The sequence below is a fragment of the Pseudomonas lundensis genome, assembly GCF_015377145.2.
GTDB lineage: Bacteria > Pseudomonadota > Gammaproteobacteria > Pseudomonadales > Pseudomonadaceae > Aquipseudomonas > Aquipseudomonas lundensis.
In genome coordinates this window covers 2535398-2553130 of record NZ_CP062158.2, presented here as the reverse complement: position 1 = coordinate 2553130, position 17733 = coordinate 2535398, and the positions used below count along the sequence as shown (strand labels likewise).

At 60.1% G+C, this 17733-nt stretch carries 13 protein-coding genes; 3 read left to right on the top strand and 10 right to left on the bottom strand.

The genetic code is table 11. The features are described from left to right. Nucleotides 1-2: 2 nt before the first annotated feature. From bcsB to IF654_RS11925, 8 genes are all read right to left on the bottom strand, one after another. Nucleotides 3-2327 (bottom strand): cellulose biosynthesis cyclic di-GMP-binding regulatory protein BcsB, encoded by a 2325-nt coding sequence (bcsB, locus tag IF654_RS11960; protein ID WP_094987628.1) that lies wholly within the window; start codon nt 2325-2327, stop codon nt 3-5. After that, nucleotides 2324-4927, bottom strand: a complete 2604-nt coding sequence (bcsA, locus tag IF654_RS11955) for a UDP-forming cellulose synthase catalytic subunit (protein WP_194862431.1) — start codon at nt 4925-4927, stop codon at nt 2324-2326. Before bcsA ends, bcsB begins: the two co-directional genes overlap by 4 nt. Continuing rightward, nucleotides 4924-5646 (bottom strand): cellulose biosynthesis protein BcsQ, encoded by a 723-nt coding sequence (bcsQ, locus tag IF654_RS11950; RefSeq protein ID WP_194862432.1) that lies wholly within the window; start codon nt 5644-5646, stop codon nt 4924-4926. Before bcsQ ends, bcsA begins: the two co-directional genes overlap by 4 nt. Further along, nucleotides 5643-5894: a cellulose biosynthesis protein BcsR gene (gene bcsR, locus IF654_RS11945; RefSeq protein ID WP_047276769.1), complete on the bottom strand. Its 252-nt coding sequence runs from the start codon at nt 5892-5894 to the stop codon at nt 5643-5645. The genes bcsQ and bcsR overlap by 4 nt, the downstream gene beginning before the upstream one ends. Further along, nucleotides 5864-7516, bottom strand: coding sequence for a cellulose biosynthesis protein BcsG (gene bcsG / locus IF654_RS11940; protein ID WP_194862433.1), 1653 nt, complete (start codon nt 7514-7516; stop codon nt 5864-5866). Before bcsG ends, bcsR begins: the two co-directional genes overlap by 31 nt. After that, on the bottom strand, nt 7503-7703 hold the full coding sequence (bcsF, locus tag IF654_RS11935) for a cellulose biosynthesis protein BcsF (protein ID WP_047276774.1): 201 nt from the start codon (nt 7701-7703) through the stop codon (nt 7503-7505). The genes bcsG and bcsF overlap by 14 nt, the downstream gene beginning before the upstream one ends. Next, entirely contained in the window at nt 7700-9244 is a 1545-nt protein-coding gene (bcsE, locus tag IF654_RS11930) for a cellulose biosynthesis protein BcsE (RefSeq protein ID WP_194862434.1), read from the bottom strand. The genes bcsF and bcsE overlap by 4 nt, the downstream gene beginning before the upstream one ends. Nucleotides 9245-9737: 493 nt before the next feature. After that, a complete protein-coding gene (locus IF654_RS11925; protein WP_230683804.1) occupies nt 9738-11099 on the bottom strand; it encodes an amidase family protein in 1362 nt (453 codons plus the stop codon). Between the two features lie 587 nt (nt 11100-11686). On the opposite strand from IF654_RS11925, the gene IF654_RS11920 reads away from it, so the two are divergent. Next, nucleotides 11687-11947, top strand: coding sequence for a hypothetical protein (locus IF654_RS11920; protein WP_047274605.1), 261 nt, complete (start codon nt 11687-11689; stop codon nt 11945-11947). A 17-nt stretch (nt 11948-11964) separates the two neighbouring features. Next, entirely contained in the window at nt 11965-12261 is a 297-nt protein-coding gene (locus tag IF654_RS11915; RefSeq protein WP_047274604.1) for a putative quinol monooxygenase, read from the top strand. Nucleotides 12262-12301: 40 nt separating this feature from the next. Here IF654_RS11915 and IF654_RS11910 read toward each other — a convergent pair whose 3' ends face one another. Together IF654_RS11910 and IF654_RS11905 are read right to left on the bottom strand one after the other, a co-directional pair. Continuing rightward, nucleotides 12302-14074, bottom strand: a complete 1773-nt coding sequence (locus IF654_RS11910) for an acyl-CoA dehydrogenase C-terminal domain-containing protein (protein WP_194862435.1) — start codon at nt 14072-14074, stop codon at nt 12302-12304. A 47-nt stretch (nt 14075-14121) separates the two neighbouring features. Next, a complete protein-coding gene (locus IF654_RS11905; protein WP_047274639.1) occupies nt 14122-15744 on the bottom strand; it encodes an acyl-CoA synthetase in 1623 nt (540 codons plus the stop codon). Between the two features lie 167 nt (nt 15745-15911). On the opposite strand from IF654_RS11905, the gene IF654_RS11900 reads away from it, so the two are divergent. After that, on the top strand, nt 15912-17732 hold the full coding sequence (locus tag IF654_RS11900; RefSeq protein ID WP_094987623.1) for a PAS domain S-box protein: 1821 nt from the start codon (nt 15912-15914) through the stop codon (nt 17730-17732). The last annotated feature ends 1 nt before the right edge of the window (nt 17733 follow it).

Below are 17733 nucleotides of genomic sequence, written 5' to 3'. Positions count from 1 at the left end.
CCTTATTCATCCTTGTGCAGGCGACGATCCGCTGCCCAGCGCAAGGCACGCCACAGCAGGAACGCGGTCAGCAGGATGCTGATGACGGCCAGCGCGGCCAGCAACACGGGGTGTTCGGACAGCTGATACCACAGCAACAGCCACCACGGCAGGCTGCCGACGTAATAGGTGTCACCCACCAACTGGCTGTAAACGCCGCTGTTGCGGATCAGCGCGACGGAACCGGCGACCGCGTTGAGCTTGCCTGAATCGCCCAGGGTTTCACGGATCAGGCTGTAATCGGCGTCGTCATTGCCCAGCAGCGCCACGATGCTGCGCTGGTTATGGTGCGGTGACTGCATGCCCATGATGGCGGCGATCGGCGCCTGGGCGCTGACTTCAACGCGATTGGCCGGCTGGTTGTTGTCGACATCGTTGGGGCCACGGCGGTTGCTTTCCTTGATGCCGCTGTTGTTGTAAGGCTGCACCAGCATGTCGTGCTGGCGTTGCAACAGCAGGTTCATATCAGGGTTGTCGCGCAGATCGGGTGCCAATTGGCCCAGCAGTAACAGGTCGGCGTCTTCTTTTGAAGCGCTGTTCCAGTCATCACTCAAGCGCAGGGCAAACGCCGGGTAGCCCGTGCGCGCCGAAATGCTTGCCACCGATTCGAGCAGGGTGCTGACCAGGGTCGGGGTGGTTTGCTTGGGGATCACGACGATCGACTCGGACATGTCGGCCATGCGGCTGAACGGGAAGCCGCTGCGCGCGAATGCCTTGAGGTCCGGCATGTTGATGTAGTGGTGGTAGCCGGACAGGTCGATGGTGGAGTCTTCGTCAATGATCGCCTGGGTGTCGGCGGGCAAGATCGTCTGGCAACGGTCACGCTGGGCGCTGCCGACGGTGCTGGCGAAGTTGAAATCGAAACGCAGGCGGTTGCGGTCACCGATTTTCAATGAAGGCACAATCAGCTTGTCAGTGGCGTTGGCCGAGTCGTTGGCCAGCACCGCCAGGCGCAGTTCTTCCAGGCTGCTGGTGCCTTTGGCCAGCAACGGCAGGCTGGTGATGAACTGATCATTGAGGCTGATGTTCAGGCGCGAATCATCGTTGGCCGACGGCGCGGTGTAGCGGTATTGCGTGCGCAGCGGGATGCCCTGGTTACGCCACACGAACAGGTCCGGTGGCAGGTTCACGTCCAGGGTGATGGGGCGCGGTTGCAGGCCACTGACTTGCAGCTGTTGAGGGTAGGTAATCAGTTCGGCGAAACGCACCGGGCGGTCGGTGCGCATCCAGGCCGGGGCATCGTACGGTTTGCGCGGTTGCAGCGTCTGGACCTTGTCGATGGTCGCCCGTTGCCCGCGCAGCAGTTGCCCGCCCAGTGCCAAGGCCTTGGCCGCGGTGGCGAGGTCTTCTTCGTTGCGGCCCATGACCAGCAGGATTTTGCTGTAAGGCGCGTCCGGGTGGTCGATCAGTTGCACCACGGGTGCTTGCACCGCCGGGTATTTCTCCAGATCGCTGAGGAACGCCGGGCGGTGATCGTTGGTGGCGAACACGATGGACGGTTGAGTGGCTTCCTTGCTCTGCACGCTGGGCAGGGTGTTGAACAACACCGGGAATTCGGCGCCGCGCCAGTTGGACTGGCTGCCGAAGTAGGAGGCCAAAATGGCGGCGGCCTTTTGCTCACCGAGGGTCGGGTTGTCGGCAAACACGAACGGCAACACCAGTTTGTTGGAGTTACGCGGGTCAAAAAACGGCAGCGGGAAGAACGCCAGGTCGTTTTTCAGGCTCAGTGCCTGCTCTTGCAGCGTGATCTCGCTGGCCCGGCTGATGTTGATCCACAGCGTGTTGTTGGCCGGGTCTTCACAGATGTCGGTGTAGTGCCCCACGAACTCCAGGCGCAGGCGGTTGAAGTCGGCAATCAGGCGCGGGTCCAGGGCGACTTGCTGGGTGGTTTGACGCCCAAGCTGGTCTTTTTCGATGGGCACAACGCCCGCCAGCACATCGTTGAGGTAGATCCGCAAATGGGAAACGGTCGGGATCAACGACGGTGAAGGCGTGTATTGCAGTTGCAGGCGCGCATCCGTGGCGATCCGGTCGCGGCGCAGGCTGAACTCCACCTGCTCGGAGCTGTTGATCCCCAGCAGCAACGTGTCACTGGCGCGGCCCAGTTGCTCGAACGAGCGCGTGACCGTCCAGCTCGGCAGGGTCTGCGTTGCCGGGTCGCTGGTTTGCACCACGGCCGAAGGGGCGGCAGGGGGCGTGGGCAAGGCCAATTGGGCGGCGACCAGCTGTGAAGTGAATGTCATCAGCGCGAGGCTGGCCAACAGATTCTTTTTGGATAGACGACTCATGATGTACTCACTGGCCGGGAGTTAAGAGGGGTGGTTGCTTTGGGCATGCGCGGCAAAAAGCTGCCCAGCCACTGAAGAATTCGCATGAACGGTCGTGCAATGTGACGTACCCACGCCGGCAGGTATTCGTAAAGGCGGTAATAGCCTTTCACGCCGAGGGTCAGAATCTCTCGCAGGCTCTGCACTGGCCGGTCAGCTTCGAATTCGCTGTTGTGATCAAGCCAGGCGTCTGCCCGGCCGAAGGTGCATTGCACAAATTCCACCCGTTGCTGGGGCGTCAGGGTGGCAAGGCTCAAGCCCATGAACAGTCCGCTGGAGCGGGTCAGGCTGGCGGGGAACATGAATTCCCGGTTGCCGCGCTGCACGATCAGCGACACCGGCGTGCCCACCGGCAATTGCAGCGGGTCGTTGAGTTGCAACCCGGCGCCGCCATCGGAGTAATCCACCAATTGGCAGGGGTAGCTGTGACCGTCGTTCAACTGGATAGCGCCCGGCAAACGGGTCTGTACCCGGTGGGTCTGGCGCACCTGGCGCACTTCAGCGGCCACGGCCACGGCGGCCCCGATGATCAACAGGTTATAAATCACCCACAGCACACTGACGATGATGGTGAGGATTTCGTCCTTGGGCCCGGTGAACAGCCGCCACACCGCAAACCCCAGGCCCAGGATGTTCAGGGCCGAGAGCACCAGATAAGGCCGCGCGGTGTGCCAGTCGAACTGGTTTTCTTCCATGATCCCGCCCTTGGCCGTGACGTTGAACTTGCCCCGTGACGGGCTGAACAGGGCGACGGTGGTCGGGCGCGCGATGTACCAGGCCAATACCGTTTCGTAGACCTCGCCCCAGAAGGTTTGGCGATAGGCGCCTTGCATCCGTGAGTTGGTCAGGCTGGCGTGAATCATGTGCGGCAACACGTACAGCAAGATCATCAACGCCGGGGCATAGATGATGTAGGCGTGCAGCAACAGAAACGCCAGCGGCGCGGTCAGGAACACCAGCCGTGGCAGCCCCAACAAAAAGTGCATCATGGCGTTGGCATAGCAGATGCGCTGGAACAGGCTCAAGCCCTTACCCAACAGCGGGTTGTCGGTGCGGAAGATCTGCACCATGCCACGCGCCCAGCGAATGCGCTGGCCGATATGCGCCGACAGGCTTTCTGTGGCCAGACCGGCCGCTTGCGGGATGCGCAAGTAGGCCGAGTTCCAGCCCCTGCGGTGCAGGCGCAGCGCCGTGTGGGCGTCTTCGGTCACGGTTTCGACGGCAAAACCGCCGATTTCTTCGAGCGCCGAACGCCGCAAAATCGCACAGGAGCCGCAGAAGAACGCTGCGTTCCACATGTCGTTGCCGTCCTGAATCAACCCGTAAAACAACTCCCCTTCATTGGGACGGTTGCGGAAGGTGCCGAGGTTGCGCTCGAACGGGTCTGGCGACAGGAAGTGGTGCGGGGTCTGGACCAGCGCCAGTTTGGGGTCGGCCAGAAACCAACCGACCGTCAATTGCATGAAGGAGCGCGCAGGCATGTGGTCACAGTCAAAAATCGCTACCAGTTCGCCATCGGTCAGCGTCAGCGCATGGTTCAAGTTACCGGCTTTGGCGTGGCGATTGTCGGCGCGGGCGATGTAGTGGATGCCCACTTCTTCGGCAAACGCTTTGAATTCGGGCCGATTGCCGTCGTCGAGCAGATGAATGCGCAGTTTGTCCCGGGGCCAGTCGATGCCCATGGCCGCGTACACCGTGCCTCGGGTGATCGACAGTTCTTCGTTGTAGGTCGGGATCATCAGATCCACTACCGGCCACTCGCGGGTGTCCGCTGGCAGCGGCGCGGGCTTGCGGTTGAGCGGCCAGGACGTTTGCACATAGCCCAGGATCAAAATCAGCCACGTGTAGGTTTCAGCCGCCAGCAAGATCAGGCCGCAGGTCAAGTCCAGCCCATCGTTCCAGTTCAGGGTGGAGGTGTAGCGCCACCACAGGTAACGGCAGGAAACGATGATCGACAGCACGATCAGCAGTAGGGTCGGAAAGCGTCCCGGCATCCGCCGCACCAGCATGGCGATGCCCCACAGCAGGATGACGAACACCAGTTGGGCCAGGTAATCGAACGGCTCGGTCACGCAGATCAGAATCAGCACCGAGGCCACGATACCGATAGCGATGTACAGCACCTTGCGGGTATTCCAGCGCATGGCGCCCCATTTGCGCGACCCTTCATCCAGCTGGGGGCTGAAGGTCGTGGGCAGGCGCGCAAACGCATCGGACAGAGCGTTCCACGGCCGTTGCACAACCCTGAGCAGGTTGAAAAGGCGCGTCCTGAAGCGACGTCGCGCGCGCTGACGGCGCACATGGTTTTCGTCAATCGGGCGTACGAACAGCAGCCACACGGTTTGAATCGCATACCGCAACGGATCGCCGATGGACGGGCGCTTGTTGGCCAGGTGCGGGTACAAGCGTTTGTGCTGAGCCTGCAAGGTTTGCCAGTTGGGTGATTCCAGGCGCAGGAATATCCAGCCCAGCGCTTGCAGCACGGCCAGGAGCAACGCGGTCACACGCGTGCAGTTTTCATCACGGCGCAGGCGTGTATAAGGAAACCATTGACCGATCATTCCAGCCTCCGCCCGCGCACCAGACACCAACTGGCGAAGCTGATGATGTCTTGCGCGATCAAGCTGCCGGGCGCGTAGCGGCCCACCGGTTCACGGCAGGCCAACGCTTCGCCCATGGCTTCATCGCTGTGCAGGTTGATGGGCACCAATGAGGCATGGTGATGGTTTTGCCAGATCAGGGTCAGGTCGCGCTGTAATTGACTGCCAGGGTCAAAGTGGTTGACCAGCAACCACGTGCTGTCCTTGGGGTGGGTGTGCAGCAGCACATGACAGGCGGCATCCGGGTTGAGCACGCTGAATGCAAAATCGCATTGCGGATTGCTGGCGTGCCCCGGCAATCGTTGCGGCAGGTCGAAGAGTACCCAGTCGAAGGCGTCACCCAACGCGGCTTGACGCTGGCGCCACGCCTGTGGGTGTTGCAGCAGCCAGGCCTCCAGCTGAACCTGTTCGGTGGCTGTCACGTGCCCGTAGGGCAACACGCACAGCCCTTCGCTGACTTGCCAGGCAGACGCGTTCCAGGGTTGCTGGTCGAGTGTGGCGCGCGCCCAGCCTTCAGGGGGCGCCAGGTCCAGATTGAAATGCAGCCCGAGGGTGTTTTCCGGGCACATGTCCACCACCAGCACTTTTTGCTCCATGGCATGCAGCGCATAGGCCAGGGCTGCGAGGGTGGCGCTGGTGCCAACGCCGCCGCGTATCCCGCGCAAGCTGGCGGCGATCATGGCGTTTGCTCCACGCGCTTGTGCAGATCGAGCGGCGCAACGCCAGGTTGTGCCTTGCGCTGCGTTTCCAGATGGGCCAGCAATGGCCAGCGCTCCAGCGACTGCATTAACTCCATTTGTGCAGAGACGTCCACATAGCGCAGATCAGGCAAGTCCATCATCGATTTGAGCCGGGCAATGTCATCGGCACGCTCGTTGCGCGCGAGGACGTCGGCACTTATTTGAAACGCTGTGGGTAGGGCAGCCATCCGCCGTTCTCCTTGATACGCACATAGGGCTTGCCGTTGTAATCGAGTACAACTGTCCCCGAGTTTTCAGACACTTTTGCGGTTTGCGGCAAATCGGCCAGTACCTTGGACCAATCGATGCGCTGGCCTTCGCTCAGGGCAGGGTCGGCGTACAGGCGGGCAATGATCTCGGCAATCGCCAGATAACTGCTCGGCTGGGTGACGTGCACCGGCGAGGTCTGGTTATCGTCGCCCATGTTGATCAGCTTGATGCCCACCGGCACGTGGGTGATCGAATCACTGGGGATTTCACGCATGCCGGAGATCTGCATGCGGTCGCCATGCAGGGCGGCACCGTGTTCGGGCACGACCATGACCACCACGCGGCGTCCGCTTTTCTTCAGCTCGTTAATGAAGGCGTCCAGGTCATCGAGCAGTACTTGTGCGCGGCTGCTGTAATCCGCGCGCTGGGTGCCACCATCCGCGGTGACCAGGCGGTTGCCGTCGTGCAAGGTGGTGGTGTTGTAAAACAGCGCGGCGTGGGGCGTGTTTTGCTCCAGTCGGTGTTTCCACCATTTGCTCAGCACATCGCGGTCGCGCCAGATCGGCGAGCCATCGAAGCTCACGTAAGCGCGGGGCACGCCCGGCGAGGCACCCAAGGCAGGCGGGGGTAAATGACCCTGATCGCGGACTTCTTGCAAGAAGCCGTCGAACTCCCCGGTGTGGTTGAGCATCAGCTCATTGGTGAAACCCAGCTTGCGCAGGTCCTCGAAGAGCAGGCACTGGTCGGGTGTGGCTTTATACAGCTGGGTATGGGACACCTGGCCGCAGCTGGCGCGCAGCAAACGAATCGCCGCAGGGCCGCTGTAGGCGGTGGCCGAGTTGAAGTTGTCGAAAATCACGTCCATCTGGTTGAGCAGCGGGTTGTTGCGCATGCCCACTTCATCCAGGTCGTCCCACGCCAGCGAGCAAATGTTCAGCACCAGCAGGTCAAACGGTGGCGGCTCGACAGCAGGCTTGGTGAAGTCGACTTTGCGCTGGGCTTCGGTCTGGTAGAACTTTTCCAGGTAAGCGTTAAGCGTGGCGTCGTCCGGCTCGCTGCTGACCACCGCAGGCGTGGCCACGCCCGGCGAAGCGCTGGCCACTGGTGTGTCAGTGGTTTGCAGGGTTTGCGGCAACAACGCTTGTAGGTTGCCAACACTCAACCAGCACAACCCGAGCAGGGTGAAGGTGGTCAGGCGCAGCCACTGGTTGAGGAAGGCGTAGCCGATGATCAACAGCAACAGCAGGGCGCAGACTTGCCAGTCGATGAAACGCCCGAGCAGTTCGACGATGTAGTCCACCGAGAAATCGAGCACGCCGGGTTGCGCCAGCAAGCGGCTAAAGGGCGGGAACCAGGTGTCCTGATACAGCAACGCCACAGCCACCGGGATGGCGATCAGCGTACGCACCCGACGCAGCAGCGGGTGCGCGAGGGGTATCAGTAACACCAGCGCGAAGATCAGGTTAGGCATCACCTGCAGGTTGAGGTGGCCCGTCCAGGCCAACAGAAACTTGGCCAGGAAATAGAGGTTCCAGAGCCCAAGTCCTTTCCACTTTCCGGAAATACTGGCGGGGGCAGGGGATGACTTAAACAGACTCATCAGGCGCTCTCGATGACGAACGGGCAGGTTCACGGCGTCGTACGCCGCGCGATTTCAGGTAGCGGGGACGCAGGTACTGCTCAAAGTAGATTTTCAGACGCAGCCGAAAGCGCCGCGACAACAGGGTCAGTACCACCGTGACCACACTGGTCAGAAGAATGACTTCCAGTAACTCAAGAAAGGTCATGGCGCAGGCTCGCTCAGGGGCAACGTGATGCGTTGGGCAACCAACGGGGGATGGCTGAGTGCCACCGGCGCCGCCAGCACGGCATGCTCAGTGGGGATCGATAAGCCCTCGGGTAACTCGGCGCTGCGCAGGAAGGGTTCTTCAGGCAAGTCGGTCATGCCGGACAGCACATGCCGCTGATTGAACAAATCCCGCCAGGGCAACCGGCAAATATTGCCCAGCGCCGGGTCCAGCCCATCAGCGCGGCAGGCGAACAGGAACAGGAACAGTTCACCGTTGAGCAGGCAGGCAATGTCACCGAATCGGCGCAGGCACATTTGATTCAAAAAGAGCTCGGGGGCCAGGCCTGGCACCGGCACAAACTTGATCAGTTGATGGGTGACTTCCCCCGAGCTGTCGGTGTAGATCTGCTCCACGGTTTCATAGAACACGCGGGGGCTGACCAAGCCGCGGACCTGTGGCGGACGCTGACGCTCCAGCAACGTTTCGAAGTCACTGTTTTGGCTGTATTGCCAGCGCTGACCCTGAACACTTTCGATCATGCTCAAAAAGCGCGACAGCACGGTGCCTTCCGGCACAATCAAGTTGGCGCCGCAGGCCAACAGCAGGCGCTCGTCGCGATAACGCACAGCCGGTTCCATTTCGCGCACCACGATCTTGAGCTCAGGGCCGCACTTTTCCCGCAGGTCGTGCAGTTGTTGCGCCAGCTCCAGCAGTTGGTGGCTGTTGTCGATCGCCACGATAACGGTGGCGGCACGCGCGGATTGCGCTTCTTCCAGTAAAGCCTGGCGGCTTTCAAACAAATACCAGTGCCTGGACAGCGAGGGTGAACCTTCAAGCACAGCGCGCTCTGCCAGGTAGACATGCTGATCGTCCGCCACGCGAGGCTGGGTATCGACCGTGGTCTGCGGAATCAGCGTGAAGCACTGACTGTCCACGGACAGCTTGAATTCTTGCCCGGCGCTGACCCCTAACTGGTTATGCCAAAAATGCAGTTGATAACGGATTTCTCCGTTGTGCCGATACAGGCGGCTAAGGCCGGACAGGGTTTCGTTGAACTGCAGCAGTTCAGTGTGCAGCGCCAGCGCGTCGCCATGGGTGATGACCAATAACGTGGCCTGACGCTCCATAAGCCAGGCACGCAGGCGCTTGAGCCATTGACCCAGGCGATGAGCAGAGATTTTTTTGCCCCAACTGCTGGCGGGCGCGACCAACACAATCTGGCACGCCGGGCTGATTGCGGCGCGGTTCAAGTCGCGGGTCAAGGTGGCCAGGGCCTGCTCGACCTCGTTTTGCGCAATCTCGAATAACTTGAGTTTGGTCGGGCCGCGGTCAGGCGCGAGATCGCTGATGATGCTTTGCGGGGTATTGGCGCAGGAAATTAACGTCGCAGGGCTTTGAAGCGGGAGTGCCTCGATGAATTGGCGTGTCAGAATTTTAGCGTCAGGTGCCTGATCGACAGTGGCCCAATAGAGCCCGCCTGTACGCAACACTATTTGTTGATCCAGTAAGCCCCGGATGGCCAACGTAATTAGAGCCAAGCGAAACGTCCCCCATGTATACGTACGAATTCAAAGTGCGCACTTTCGTTAAAACAACGGCCTACCCCTCTTACGGAGGATTGACATGCGTGAACACACTTTGGCGTCAAACAAATGGCGTAGCTGTTGTATTTAGCGTAGACGATTATTCGTACACATCCCTGTAATTAATTCGTGCATTAAGGTTCTTAAGACCTTTCAAGCACGCCGGAAAAGTTTGCATCCTATCACCGGGAATTCTGCTTTGCTCATGATTTAAAACAACTTTCGTCAATAAAATGCTGCGCAATGCATTTCAGTCATTAAATTGACATTTGTGCGCTGTATTGAGGCGTCTAGCGCGCCGGGTTGTGTCGCGCAAGGGTTCAAAGCAGGGGGGGAAGCGCCAGCCGATAGGTGGAGGCTGGCGCTGTGTTTCTCCAGCGTGTCAGGTGATTCAATCGTGCGCGTCATGAACCGCCTGCACATTCACAGGATGCGGGTTTGCGCTGCTTCAGGATGAGAAAGCAGGCGTCAGGCGCGCTTGGGCTGCCTGTTCGTAGCTGTAAGCAAGGCCAAGCAAGAGCGCTTCGCTCCAGCGCGGGCCGTAAAAGTACAGCCCTTTGAGCGTGCCCTGAGCGTCAGCGCCTGAAGGCACCGTGATACCGGGGTAGCCCGCAACCGGCACGATGGAGGGCACAAAACCGTCAGCACTGTCCACCAACGCATCCAGTGAATGCTCAGTCAGCAATTGATCTATCTGCGCCTGGCTGCGGCTGTGCAGGTCAGACCACAGGGTGTTGTAGTCATCCTCGTTATACGGTGTGTTGAGGAATGCGGTGATGGTGTCTTGTCCGTAGGCGGGGTTACCGGGTGTCGATTGATTGAACGTGACCAGTTCTTCAAGTGAATGCACGGGCATGCCTTGACGGGAACTGAACCAGTTGGGGGCTTCACGGTTCAAGTCCATGAACAGTAACGCCTGATAGTGCTCCATATAGGCCGACGTCTCGTAGCTGGGCTCTGCCACCGGTACCAGTTCGGCTCCCGCGTCCCTGAGCACTTGCAGGGCGCGTGCAAAGTTGGGGTCTTGGGATGCGTCTGCGCTCACTGGATCGTAACTGGCGGGAAAGCCGATCCGCTTGCCGCGTAACGCGTCGGCACTGAGCCGCGCGGTGTAATCGACGGACTCAGGTACACGCGCGTGTTGCAGGCTATCGGTGGGGTCGTTCCCGGTCATCGCATTGAGTAACAGCGCGGCGTCACGCACCGTGCGGGTGATGGGGCCGGGGGTGTCCTGGTTTTTTGAGACGGTGATGATTCCGCTTCGGCTTAAGAGGCCCAGGCTCGGTTTCAGGCCGACCACGCCATTCATGAACGAGGGGCAATGAATCGAGCCGTTGGTCTCGGTCCCTACGGTCAGCGGAGCGAAGCCCGCCGCGGCTGCGGCCGCTGAGCCGGTGCTTGAGCCGCACGGGTCAGCCGTCAGTTGATGCGGATTTTTGGTTTGTCCGCCCCGTGCGCTCCAGCCGCTGGGTATCGCCGGGTCGCGAAAGCCGGCCCACTCGCTCAGGTTGGTCTTGCCCAAAACAATGGCGCCGGCGTCACGCAAGCGCTGGACGATGAAGGCATCGTCAGCGGCGGGTTGCCCGACCAGTGCCAGCGAACCTGCGCTGGTCTGCATGGAATCGGCCGTCTGAATATTGTCTTTGAGTAGAACCGGGACGCCGTGCAGCGGGCCCCGCACCTGGCCAAGGCTGCGTTCCTGATCCCTTTGAGCGGCAATTGTCAGTGCATCGGGGTTCAGTTCAATAATTGAATTAATGGCGGGGCCGTTTTTATCCAAGCGTTCAATACGATTCAGCAAGTAGTTCACCACAGATACCGATGTAAGCCCTTGCAGTGTGTATTTGTCATTCAATTGGCTAACACTTGCGTACTCTACACCCTCAAGTAGATGCAGTTGCGCCGGATCAATCGGTTCACTATTGATAGTGTTGGGTGTCGAGGAAGCAGAAGTGGCAAATGCGTAGGGATGACTCAGCACACTTAACGCTAAAACCAGTGAAACTTTCAGAGCGGACAATCCTTGTCCTTTTATTGCTTGCATGTCTGACTCTCTTGCAGGTTGTTTGTGATGTAACACGACAAGAATAGTCAGGCTTAACGTGGCAGATAGACGTGATTGCTCAGGATGTATGACTCATTATTGCGCAGTTGCCGCGCATGGCCGACGGATGAGGCTCGCCAGTTTTCTACGTCACCAACGGCGGTGATCTCGCGTGATACCGAGCCTTGGCGGCTGTTTGCCACGGGTCAATAGCATTGATCCCGCGCACGAATGTGTACGCGCGGCTTTCTGAGTGGGCCAGAGCGTGCTATTGCTTAGGGGGCATGACAGCTGAGGTGCAGGGTTACGCCGTGACTCTGCGTTCGCCACCGCAACGTTAATGAGGTGCAGATATGCCGGTAAAACATGATTTGGCTTTGGACTTGGGCATCACCAAGCATGAATTGAACAAGTTGAGTGCCGAGGATCCTCACCTTGCAGCGCTGATCCATAAGTACATTGAAGCGGATCAACACGTGGTTGAAGCCGAAAAAAACGAGGCCATCGGCACTTCCGATGACACGTTAATCCTGCTCAAGGACAAGCGGTTGAAGGTCAAAGATAAAATCGTCATCGAACTGAAGAGGTTGAGCACCGCTCAGCACGCGCAATGAGTGCCCACGGAGCCGATATGTCCAACGCCATCAAAGTGGTTGCCATCCTGTGTGCCAAGCCAGGCAAGGGTGACGCCCTGAAAAAAGCGCTGCTGGCTTGCGTACCGGCGTCACGCAAGGAGCCAGGCTGTCTGTTCTATCACTTGCACGTCGACCGCGCAGATCCGCAACGGTTTGTGTTCATGGAGGGCTGGAAGGATCAGGCTGCAATTGATTTTCACCAAACAACCGATCACTACCAGAAAATGGTCGCTGCTGCGGCCGATTTGGTTGAGCACCGTGAGGTGCTGTATCTGGATGAATTGAGTCAGTGATGCGCTGACGGCGGCCCTGAACAGGCCGCCGTTTTTTTGCTTAAAAACTGGCCGCGTCCAGCTCAAACAACGGTTCGCTGCCCGCGCGAATCGATTGCTCCAGGCTCAGGATGCGTGGCAGCAAGCGGGTGAAGTAAAACCGCGCCGTTGCCAGCTTGGCGGTGTAGAACGGCGGGTCGGCGTCCATGGACGACTGGGCCACGTCGGCCATACGCGCCCACAGCCAGGCGTAGGCCACGTAACCGAACAGGTGCAGATACTCCACCGACGCTGCGCCGATTTCATTAGGGTTACTCGCGGCCCGGGTCAACAGCCAATCAGTTACGTCTTCAAGGCGCTGCACGGCGTCGAGCAGTTCGCGGGCATAGGGCTTACCGGGCAGGCTGGCGAATTGCCGAATCTGACGCGTAAACAACCGCAAGGCTGCGCCGCCGTTGGCAACCACTTTGCGCCCGAGCAAGTCCAGCGCCTGAATGCCGTTGGTGCCCTCATATATTTGTGCAATCCGCACGTCGCGCACTAATTGTTCCTGCCCCCATTCACGGATATACCCGTGCCCACCGAACACTTGCTGCCCGAGTACGCAACTGTCGAGCCCAGTGTCCGTGAAAAAGGCTTTGGCAACTGGGGTGAGCAACGCCACCATTGCGTTGGCTTGCTCCTGTTCCTGCGGGTCGTCCGAAAACTTCGACAGGTCCAGTTGTTGACCGACATAGCTGGCGAATGCCCGGCCGCCTTCGGTCATGGCTTTCATGCTTAGCAGCATGCGGCGCACGTCCGGGTGGACGATGATCGGGTCGGCCACTTTGTCAGGCGCCACTTTGCCCGTGGGGGCGCGACTTTGCAGGCGCTCGCGGGCGTAGGTACGGGCATTCTGATAAGACGTTTCGGCACAGCCGATGCCTTGAATGCCTATCGACAGGCGCTCGTAGTTCATCATGGTGAACATCGCGGCCAGACCTTTGTTGGCTTCCCCGATCAACCAGCCGCAGGCGCCGTCGAAATTCATCACGCAGGTGGCCGAGGCCTTGATGCCCATTTTGTGTTCGATAGAACCGCAGGTCACGGCGTTGGCAGCGCCCAGACTGCCGTCCGCATTGACCCGGCGCTTGGGCACCAGAAACAGCGATATCCCCTTGGGCCCCGGCGGTGCATCCGGCAACTTGGCCAGCACCAGATGAATGATGTTCTCGGTCAGGTCCTGCTCGCCGCCGGTGATGAAGATCTTGCTGCCAGTGATGAGGAAGCTGCCATCGGCCTGCGGCTCGGCGCGGGTGCGGATAATGCCCAGGTCGGTTCCCGCATGGGCTTCGGTCAGGCACATGGAGCCCGCCCAGCGGCCTTCATACATCGGCGGCAGGTAGGTGCTTTTCAGCGCGTGAGTCGCGTGGGCATCAATCGCCAGGCAGGCGCCGGAGCTGAGCGCCGAATACAGCGCAAAGCTGGAGTTGGCCGCATAGAGCATTTCTTCAAATTGCACGGCGAGCATTTTGGGCATGCCCATGCCGCCGAATTCAGGGTTGCCGGACAATCCCACCCAGCCGCCTTCAATGTACGTGGTGTAGGCCGCCTTGAACCCGCTTGGGGTGGTGACGGTGGTAGCTTGCCATTGAGCGCCTTCTTCGTCGCCGCTGCGGTTGAGCGGCGCAATCAGTTGGCCAGTCACTTTGGCGGCTTCTTCAAGAATGGCGTCAGCGGTGTCGGCATCGACATGGTCGGCCAGCGCGGGCAGGCGCGCCCACAGCGCGGGGGCTTCGAACACTTCGTGCAGTACAAAGCGCATGTCGCGCAGTGGAGCATTGAATTCAGGCATCACAAAACCTCATTGCAGCTCATGGATGGGAAGCGATCTGCGCCGGATTAAAGGGCTTTGGCCATGTCACGCAGCACGTACTTCTGGACTTTACCCGTGGACGTCTTCGGCAACAGGGTGAAGATGACGGTGCGCGGCACCTTGAACCCCGCCAGATGTTCACGGCAAAAGCCCATGATGTCCGCTTCGCGCACATGGCCATGATCGGCCTTGAGGGTGATAAATGCACACGGGGTTTCGCCCCATTTTTCATCCGGGCGGGCCACGACGGCGGCTTCCATGACACCGGGATGGCGATACAACACGCCTTCGACTTCGATGGTGGAGATGTTTTCACCCCCGGAAATGATGATGTCCTTCAGGCGGTCGCGGATCTCAACATAGCCGTCCGGGTGGCACACCGCCAGGTCGCCGGTATGAAACCAGCCGCCTTCAAAGGCTTCGGCCGTGGCACTGGGGTTTTTCAGGTAGCCCTTCATGACGGTGTTGCCGCGCATGAAGATCTCACCCATGGTTTCGCCATCGCGCGGCGTCGGTTTAAGGGTTTTCGGGTCCGCCACCATCAGCCCTTCAAGGGTCGGGTAGCGCACGCCCTGACGCGATTTGATCTGGGCCCGCTCGGCCAGTGGCTGCTCATCCCAGGTGTCATGCCAGGCGCAGATGGTCACCGGCCCATAGACTTCCGTCAGTCCGTAGACGTGGGTGACTTTGATGCCCATTTCTTCCACGGCGCCAATCACTTTAGCGGGCGGCGCCGCACCGGCCACCAGCGCGTGCACGGGATGATCAATGGCGGCCTTGGCCGATTCCGGCATGTTCACCAGTGCGTTGAGCACGATGGGTGCGCCGCTCAGGTGGGTGACTTGGTGTTCGCGTATCAGAGTGAGGATTTTTTGCGGGTCCACTCGGCGCAGGAACACATGCACGCCCGCCAGTGCCGTAATCACCCACGGGTAACACCAGCCGTTGCAGTGGAACATTGGCAACGTCCACAGGTACACCGGGTGATTGCCCATGGCCCAGATCATTTGGTTGCCCAGCGAGCTCAAATACGCGCCGCGATGGTGATACACCACGCCCTTGGGGTTGCCTGTGGTGCCGGAGGTGTAGTTGAGGGCGATGGCGTCCCACTCGTTATCGGGCCATTGCCAGGCGTAATCCGGATCGCCCTCGGCCAGCAGCGCTTCGTAATCCAGCGCACTGACTGGCTGGCCTTCGCCGTATTCCGGGTCATCCACGTCAATGACCAATGGCGGGTGGTCGAGCATGGCCAGCGCAGCATGCACCACGTCATGAAACTCCCGGTCGGCGATCAGTACCTTGGCTTCGCCATGGGCCAGCATGAAGGCGATGGCCTCCGCGTCGAGGCGGACATTCAGTGCATTGAGCACGGCACCGATCATGGGCACGGCGAAGTGGGCTTCGAGCATCGCGGGAATATTGGGCAGCATCACGGCCACGGTATCGTTCTTGCCGATACCGCGCCCGGCCAAGGCACACGCCAAGCGTCGGCAACGGTTGTACGTTTGTGACCAGGTGCGCCGAATCGAACCGTGGATCACGGCCGGGTAGTGGGGATAGACGCTGGCGGTGCGTTCGATGAAGCCGAGCGGGGAGAGGGCAGTATGATTGACAGCGGCAGGCCCGAGGCCTTGCTCAAAAATCGACATGATGGTCATTCCGGTGGCTGATTGTTAGCTCTATGGCTGCCCGCTCTGCCGGTGGCGAGAAGGTCAGTTGATGTCCGGCACGATTTATAGCCCACTCCGGGTTTGATATGGAAGTAATACCTAAGCAATATAGTAGTTGTTCTATATAGACGTTTTCAGGGAATCCCATGCCAGCGACGCTGATGCACCACGATCCGCACCCTTCTGTGATCCTTGATGCCGAGGGCGCGCCGCTGAGGGTCAATCCGGCGTTGGAGGTTGTGCTGGCCGGTGCGACCCGTGAGCAGGTGCGTGCCTGGCTGCCCGGCAATCTGCCGGAGCTGGTGCGCGCGTGTCTGCAACAACAACGGGCCATTGAACACGTGGAAGCGCAATACCAGGATCAGGTGTGGCTGTGGACGTTGATTCCGGACGTGGACGGCCAGTGGGTGCTGGCCCGAGGCCGTGAAGCCAGCCAGGAATGGATGGCCGAACGTGAGGCCGCCAAAGCGAGGCGTCTGTACCGGTTGATTACCGAAAACACCACCGACCTGATTTCACGTCATACCCCCGACGGGCGCTTTCTGGATGCCTCGCCAGCTTCGTGGACGCTGCTGGGTTACTGGCCGCAAAGCCTGCGCGGGACACGGGCGCAGCGTCTGTTTCATCCTGATGATTGGTCAGAGGTGATTCATCGGGCGCGGGATGCCCTGCACGTTGACGGTTACTACACCATGACTTACCGCATTCGCCATCAGTGCGGGCATTACCTGTGGTTTGAAACCGCGAGCCGGGCCATTCGTGAAACCTATACCGGCGCGGTGGTGGAAGTTGTCAGTGTGTCCCGTGACATTACCGCCAGGGTGCAGGCCGAAGAGAACAAGCGTCGGCTGGCGGAGGTGGTGGAGGCCAACCCGGACCCGGTGCTGTTCATCGACCCGCAGGGCGGAGTGTCCTACCTCAACCCGGCGGCTCGGCGTATTTTGGGGCTGGCGCCTTCGGCCGGGATGCCTGCACTGAGCGCCTTCCTGAGCCGTGAGGACGTGGCGCAACTCGATGCAATCGGTTGGGGCCGCGCTGAGCAACAGGGTCTGTGGAGCACGGAAACGCGTTTGCTGCCCTTGAATGACCAGCCTTCCGTGCCGGTATCGCTGCTGTTGCTGGCGCACCGTTCAACGGCCGGGGAGCGCTTCTTTTCATTGGTGGCCCGTGACATGCGCGAGCGTGAGTTGCGCGAAGCTCAGCAGCGTCAGCATCAAGACGAGATGGCGCATACGGCACGCTTGGTGACATTGGGCGAGCTGGCGTCCGGGATCGCTCACGAAATCAACCAGCCCTTGGCCGCCGTGGTCAATTACGCGAATGCCAGTCAGCGGTATTTGCACAGCCTGAGCAGCAACCCCCAAGCGGTGGATCGGGTCGCGCAGGGGTTGGAGCGCATCACCCTGCATGCCAACCATGCAGCGGAAGTCATCACGCGGTTGCGCAGCTTTCTGCGCAAAGGGCGCCGCAACGTGCAGGCACTGGACGTCAGTGAGGTGATGCGTCGGGCCGTCAGCCTGTGTGCTTGGGAGGCCAATGCCCGGCGAGTGACGATTGAACAAGAGATCCCGGCTCATTTGCCGCGTGTATTCGCCGACCAGGTGCTGTTGGAACAGGTGTTGCTCAACCTGTTGCGTAACGCGATCGAAGCCAATGGCGAAAAGCGCCCGGCTGAGCCCTCGCGTATCCGCTTGCAGGCTCAGGCCCTGGGCAACTCGCGTTTGCAGATCAGCGTGCTTGATGAGGGGCCGGGGGTCAGTCAGGCGCAGTTACATCAACTCTTTACCCCGTTTTACACCAGTAAGGCCGACGGCCTCGGACTGGGTTTGTCCATGAGTCGCAGCATCATCGAAGGCTTGGGCGGGGAGCTTGAAGCCCACCCGCAACCGCACGGCTTGCTGATGTGTTGCACCTTGCCGTTGATGGGGGCAGCCCATCCACCCGAACAACAACAAGAGAGTGACTGAG

Coding starts and splice junctions, on each gene's coding strand:
- IF654_RS11910 (WP_194862435.1), bottom strand. CDS start 14,074: ATGCCTGAATTCAATGCTCCACTGCGCGACATGCGCTTTGTACTGCAC.
- bcsR (WP_047276769.1), bottom strand. CDS start 5,894: ATGGCTGCCCTACCCACAGCGTTTCAAATAAGTGCCGACGTCCTCGCG.
- IF654_RS11915 (WP_047274604.1), top strand. CDS start 11,965: ATGTCCAACGCCATCAAAGTGGTTGCCATCCTGTGTGCCAAGCCAGGC.
- bcsF (WP_047276774.1), bottom strand. CDS start 7,703: ATGACCTTTCTTGAGTTACTGGAAGTCATTCTTCTGACCAGTGTGGTC.
- bcsQ (WP_194862432.1), bottom strand. CDS start 5,646: ATGATCGCCGCCAGCTTGCGCGGGATACGCGGCGGCGTTGGCACCAGC.
- bcsA (WP_194862431.1), bottom strand. CDS start 4,927: ATGATCGGTCAATGGTTTCCTTATACACGCCTGCGCCGTGATGAAAAC.
- IF654_RS11905 (WP_047274639.1), bottom strand. CDS start 15,744: ATGTCGATTTTTGAGCAAGGCCTCGGGCCTGCCGCTGTCAATCATACT.
- bcsB (WP_094987628.1), bottom strand. CDS start 2,327: ATGAGTCGTCTATCCAAAAAGAATCTGTTGGCCAGCCTCGCGCTGATG.
- IF654_RS11900 (WP_094987623.1), top strand. CDS start 15,912: ATGCCAGCGACGCTGATGCACCACGATCCGCACCCTTCTGTGATCCTT.
- bcsG (WP_194862433.1), bottom strand. CDS start 7,516: ATGAGTCTGTTTAAGTCATCCCCTGCCCCCGCCAGTATTTCCGGAAAG.
- IF654_RS11920 (WP_047274605.1), top strand. CDS start 11,687: ATGCCGGTAAAACATGATTTGGCTTTGGACTTGGGCATCACCAAGCAT.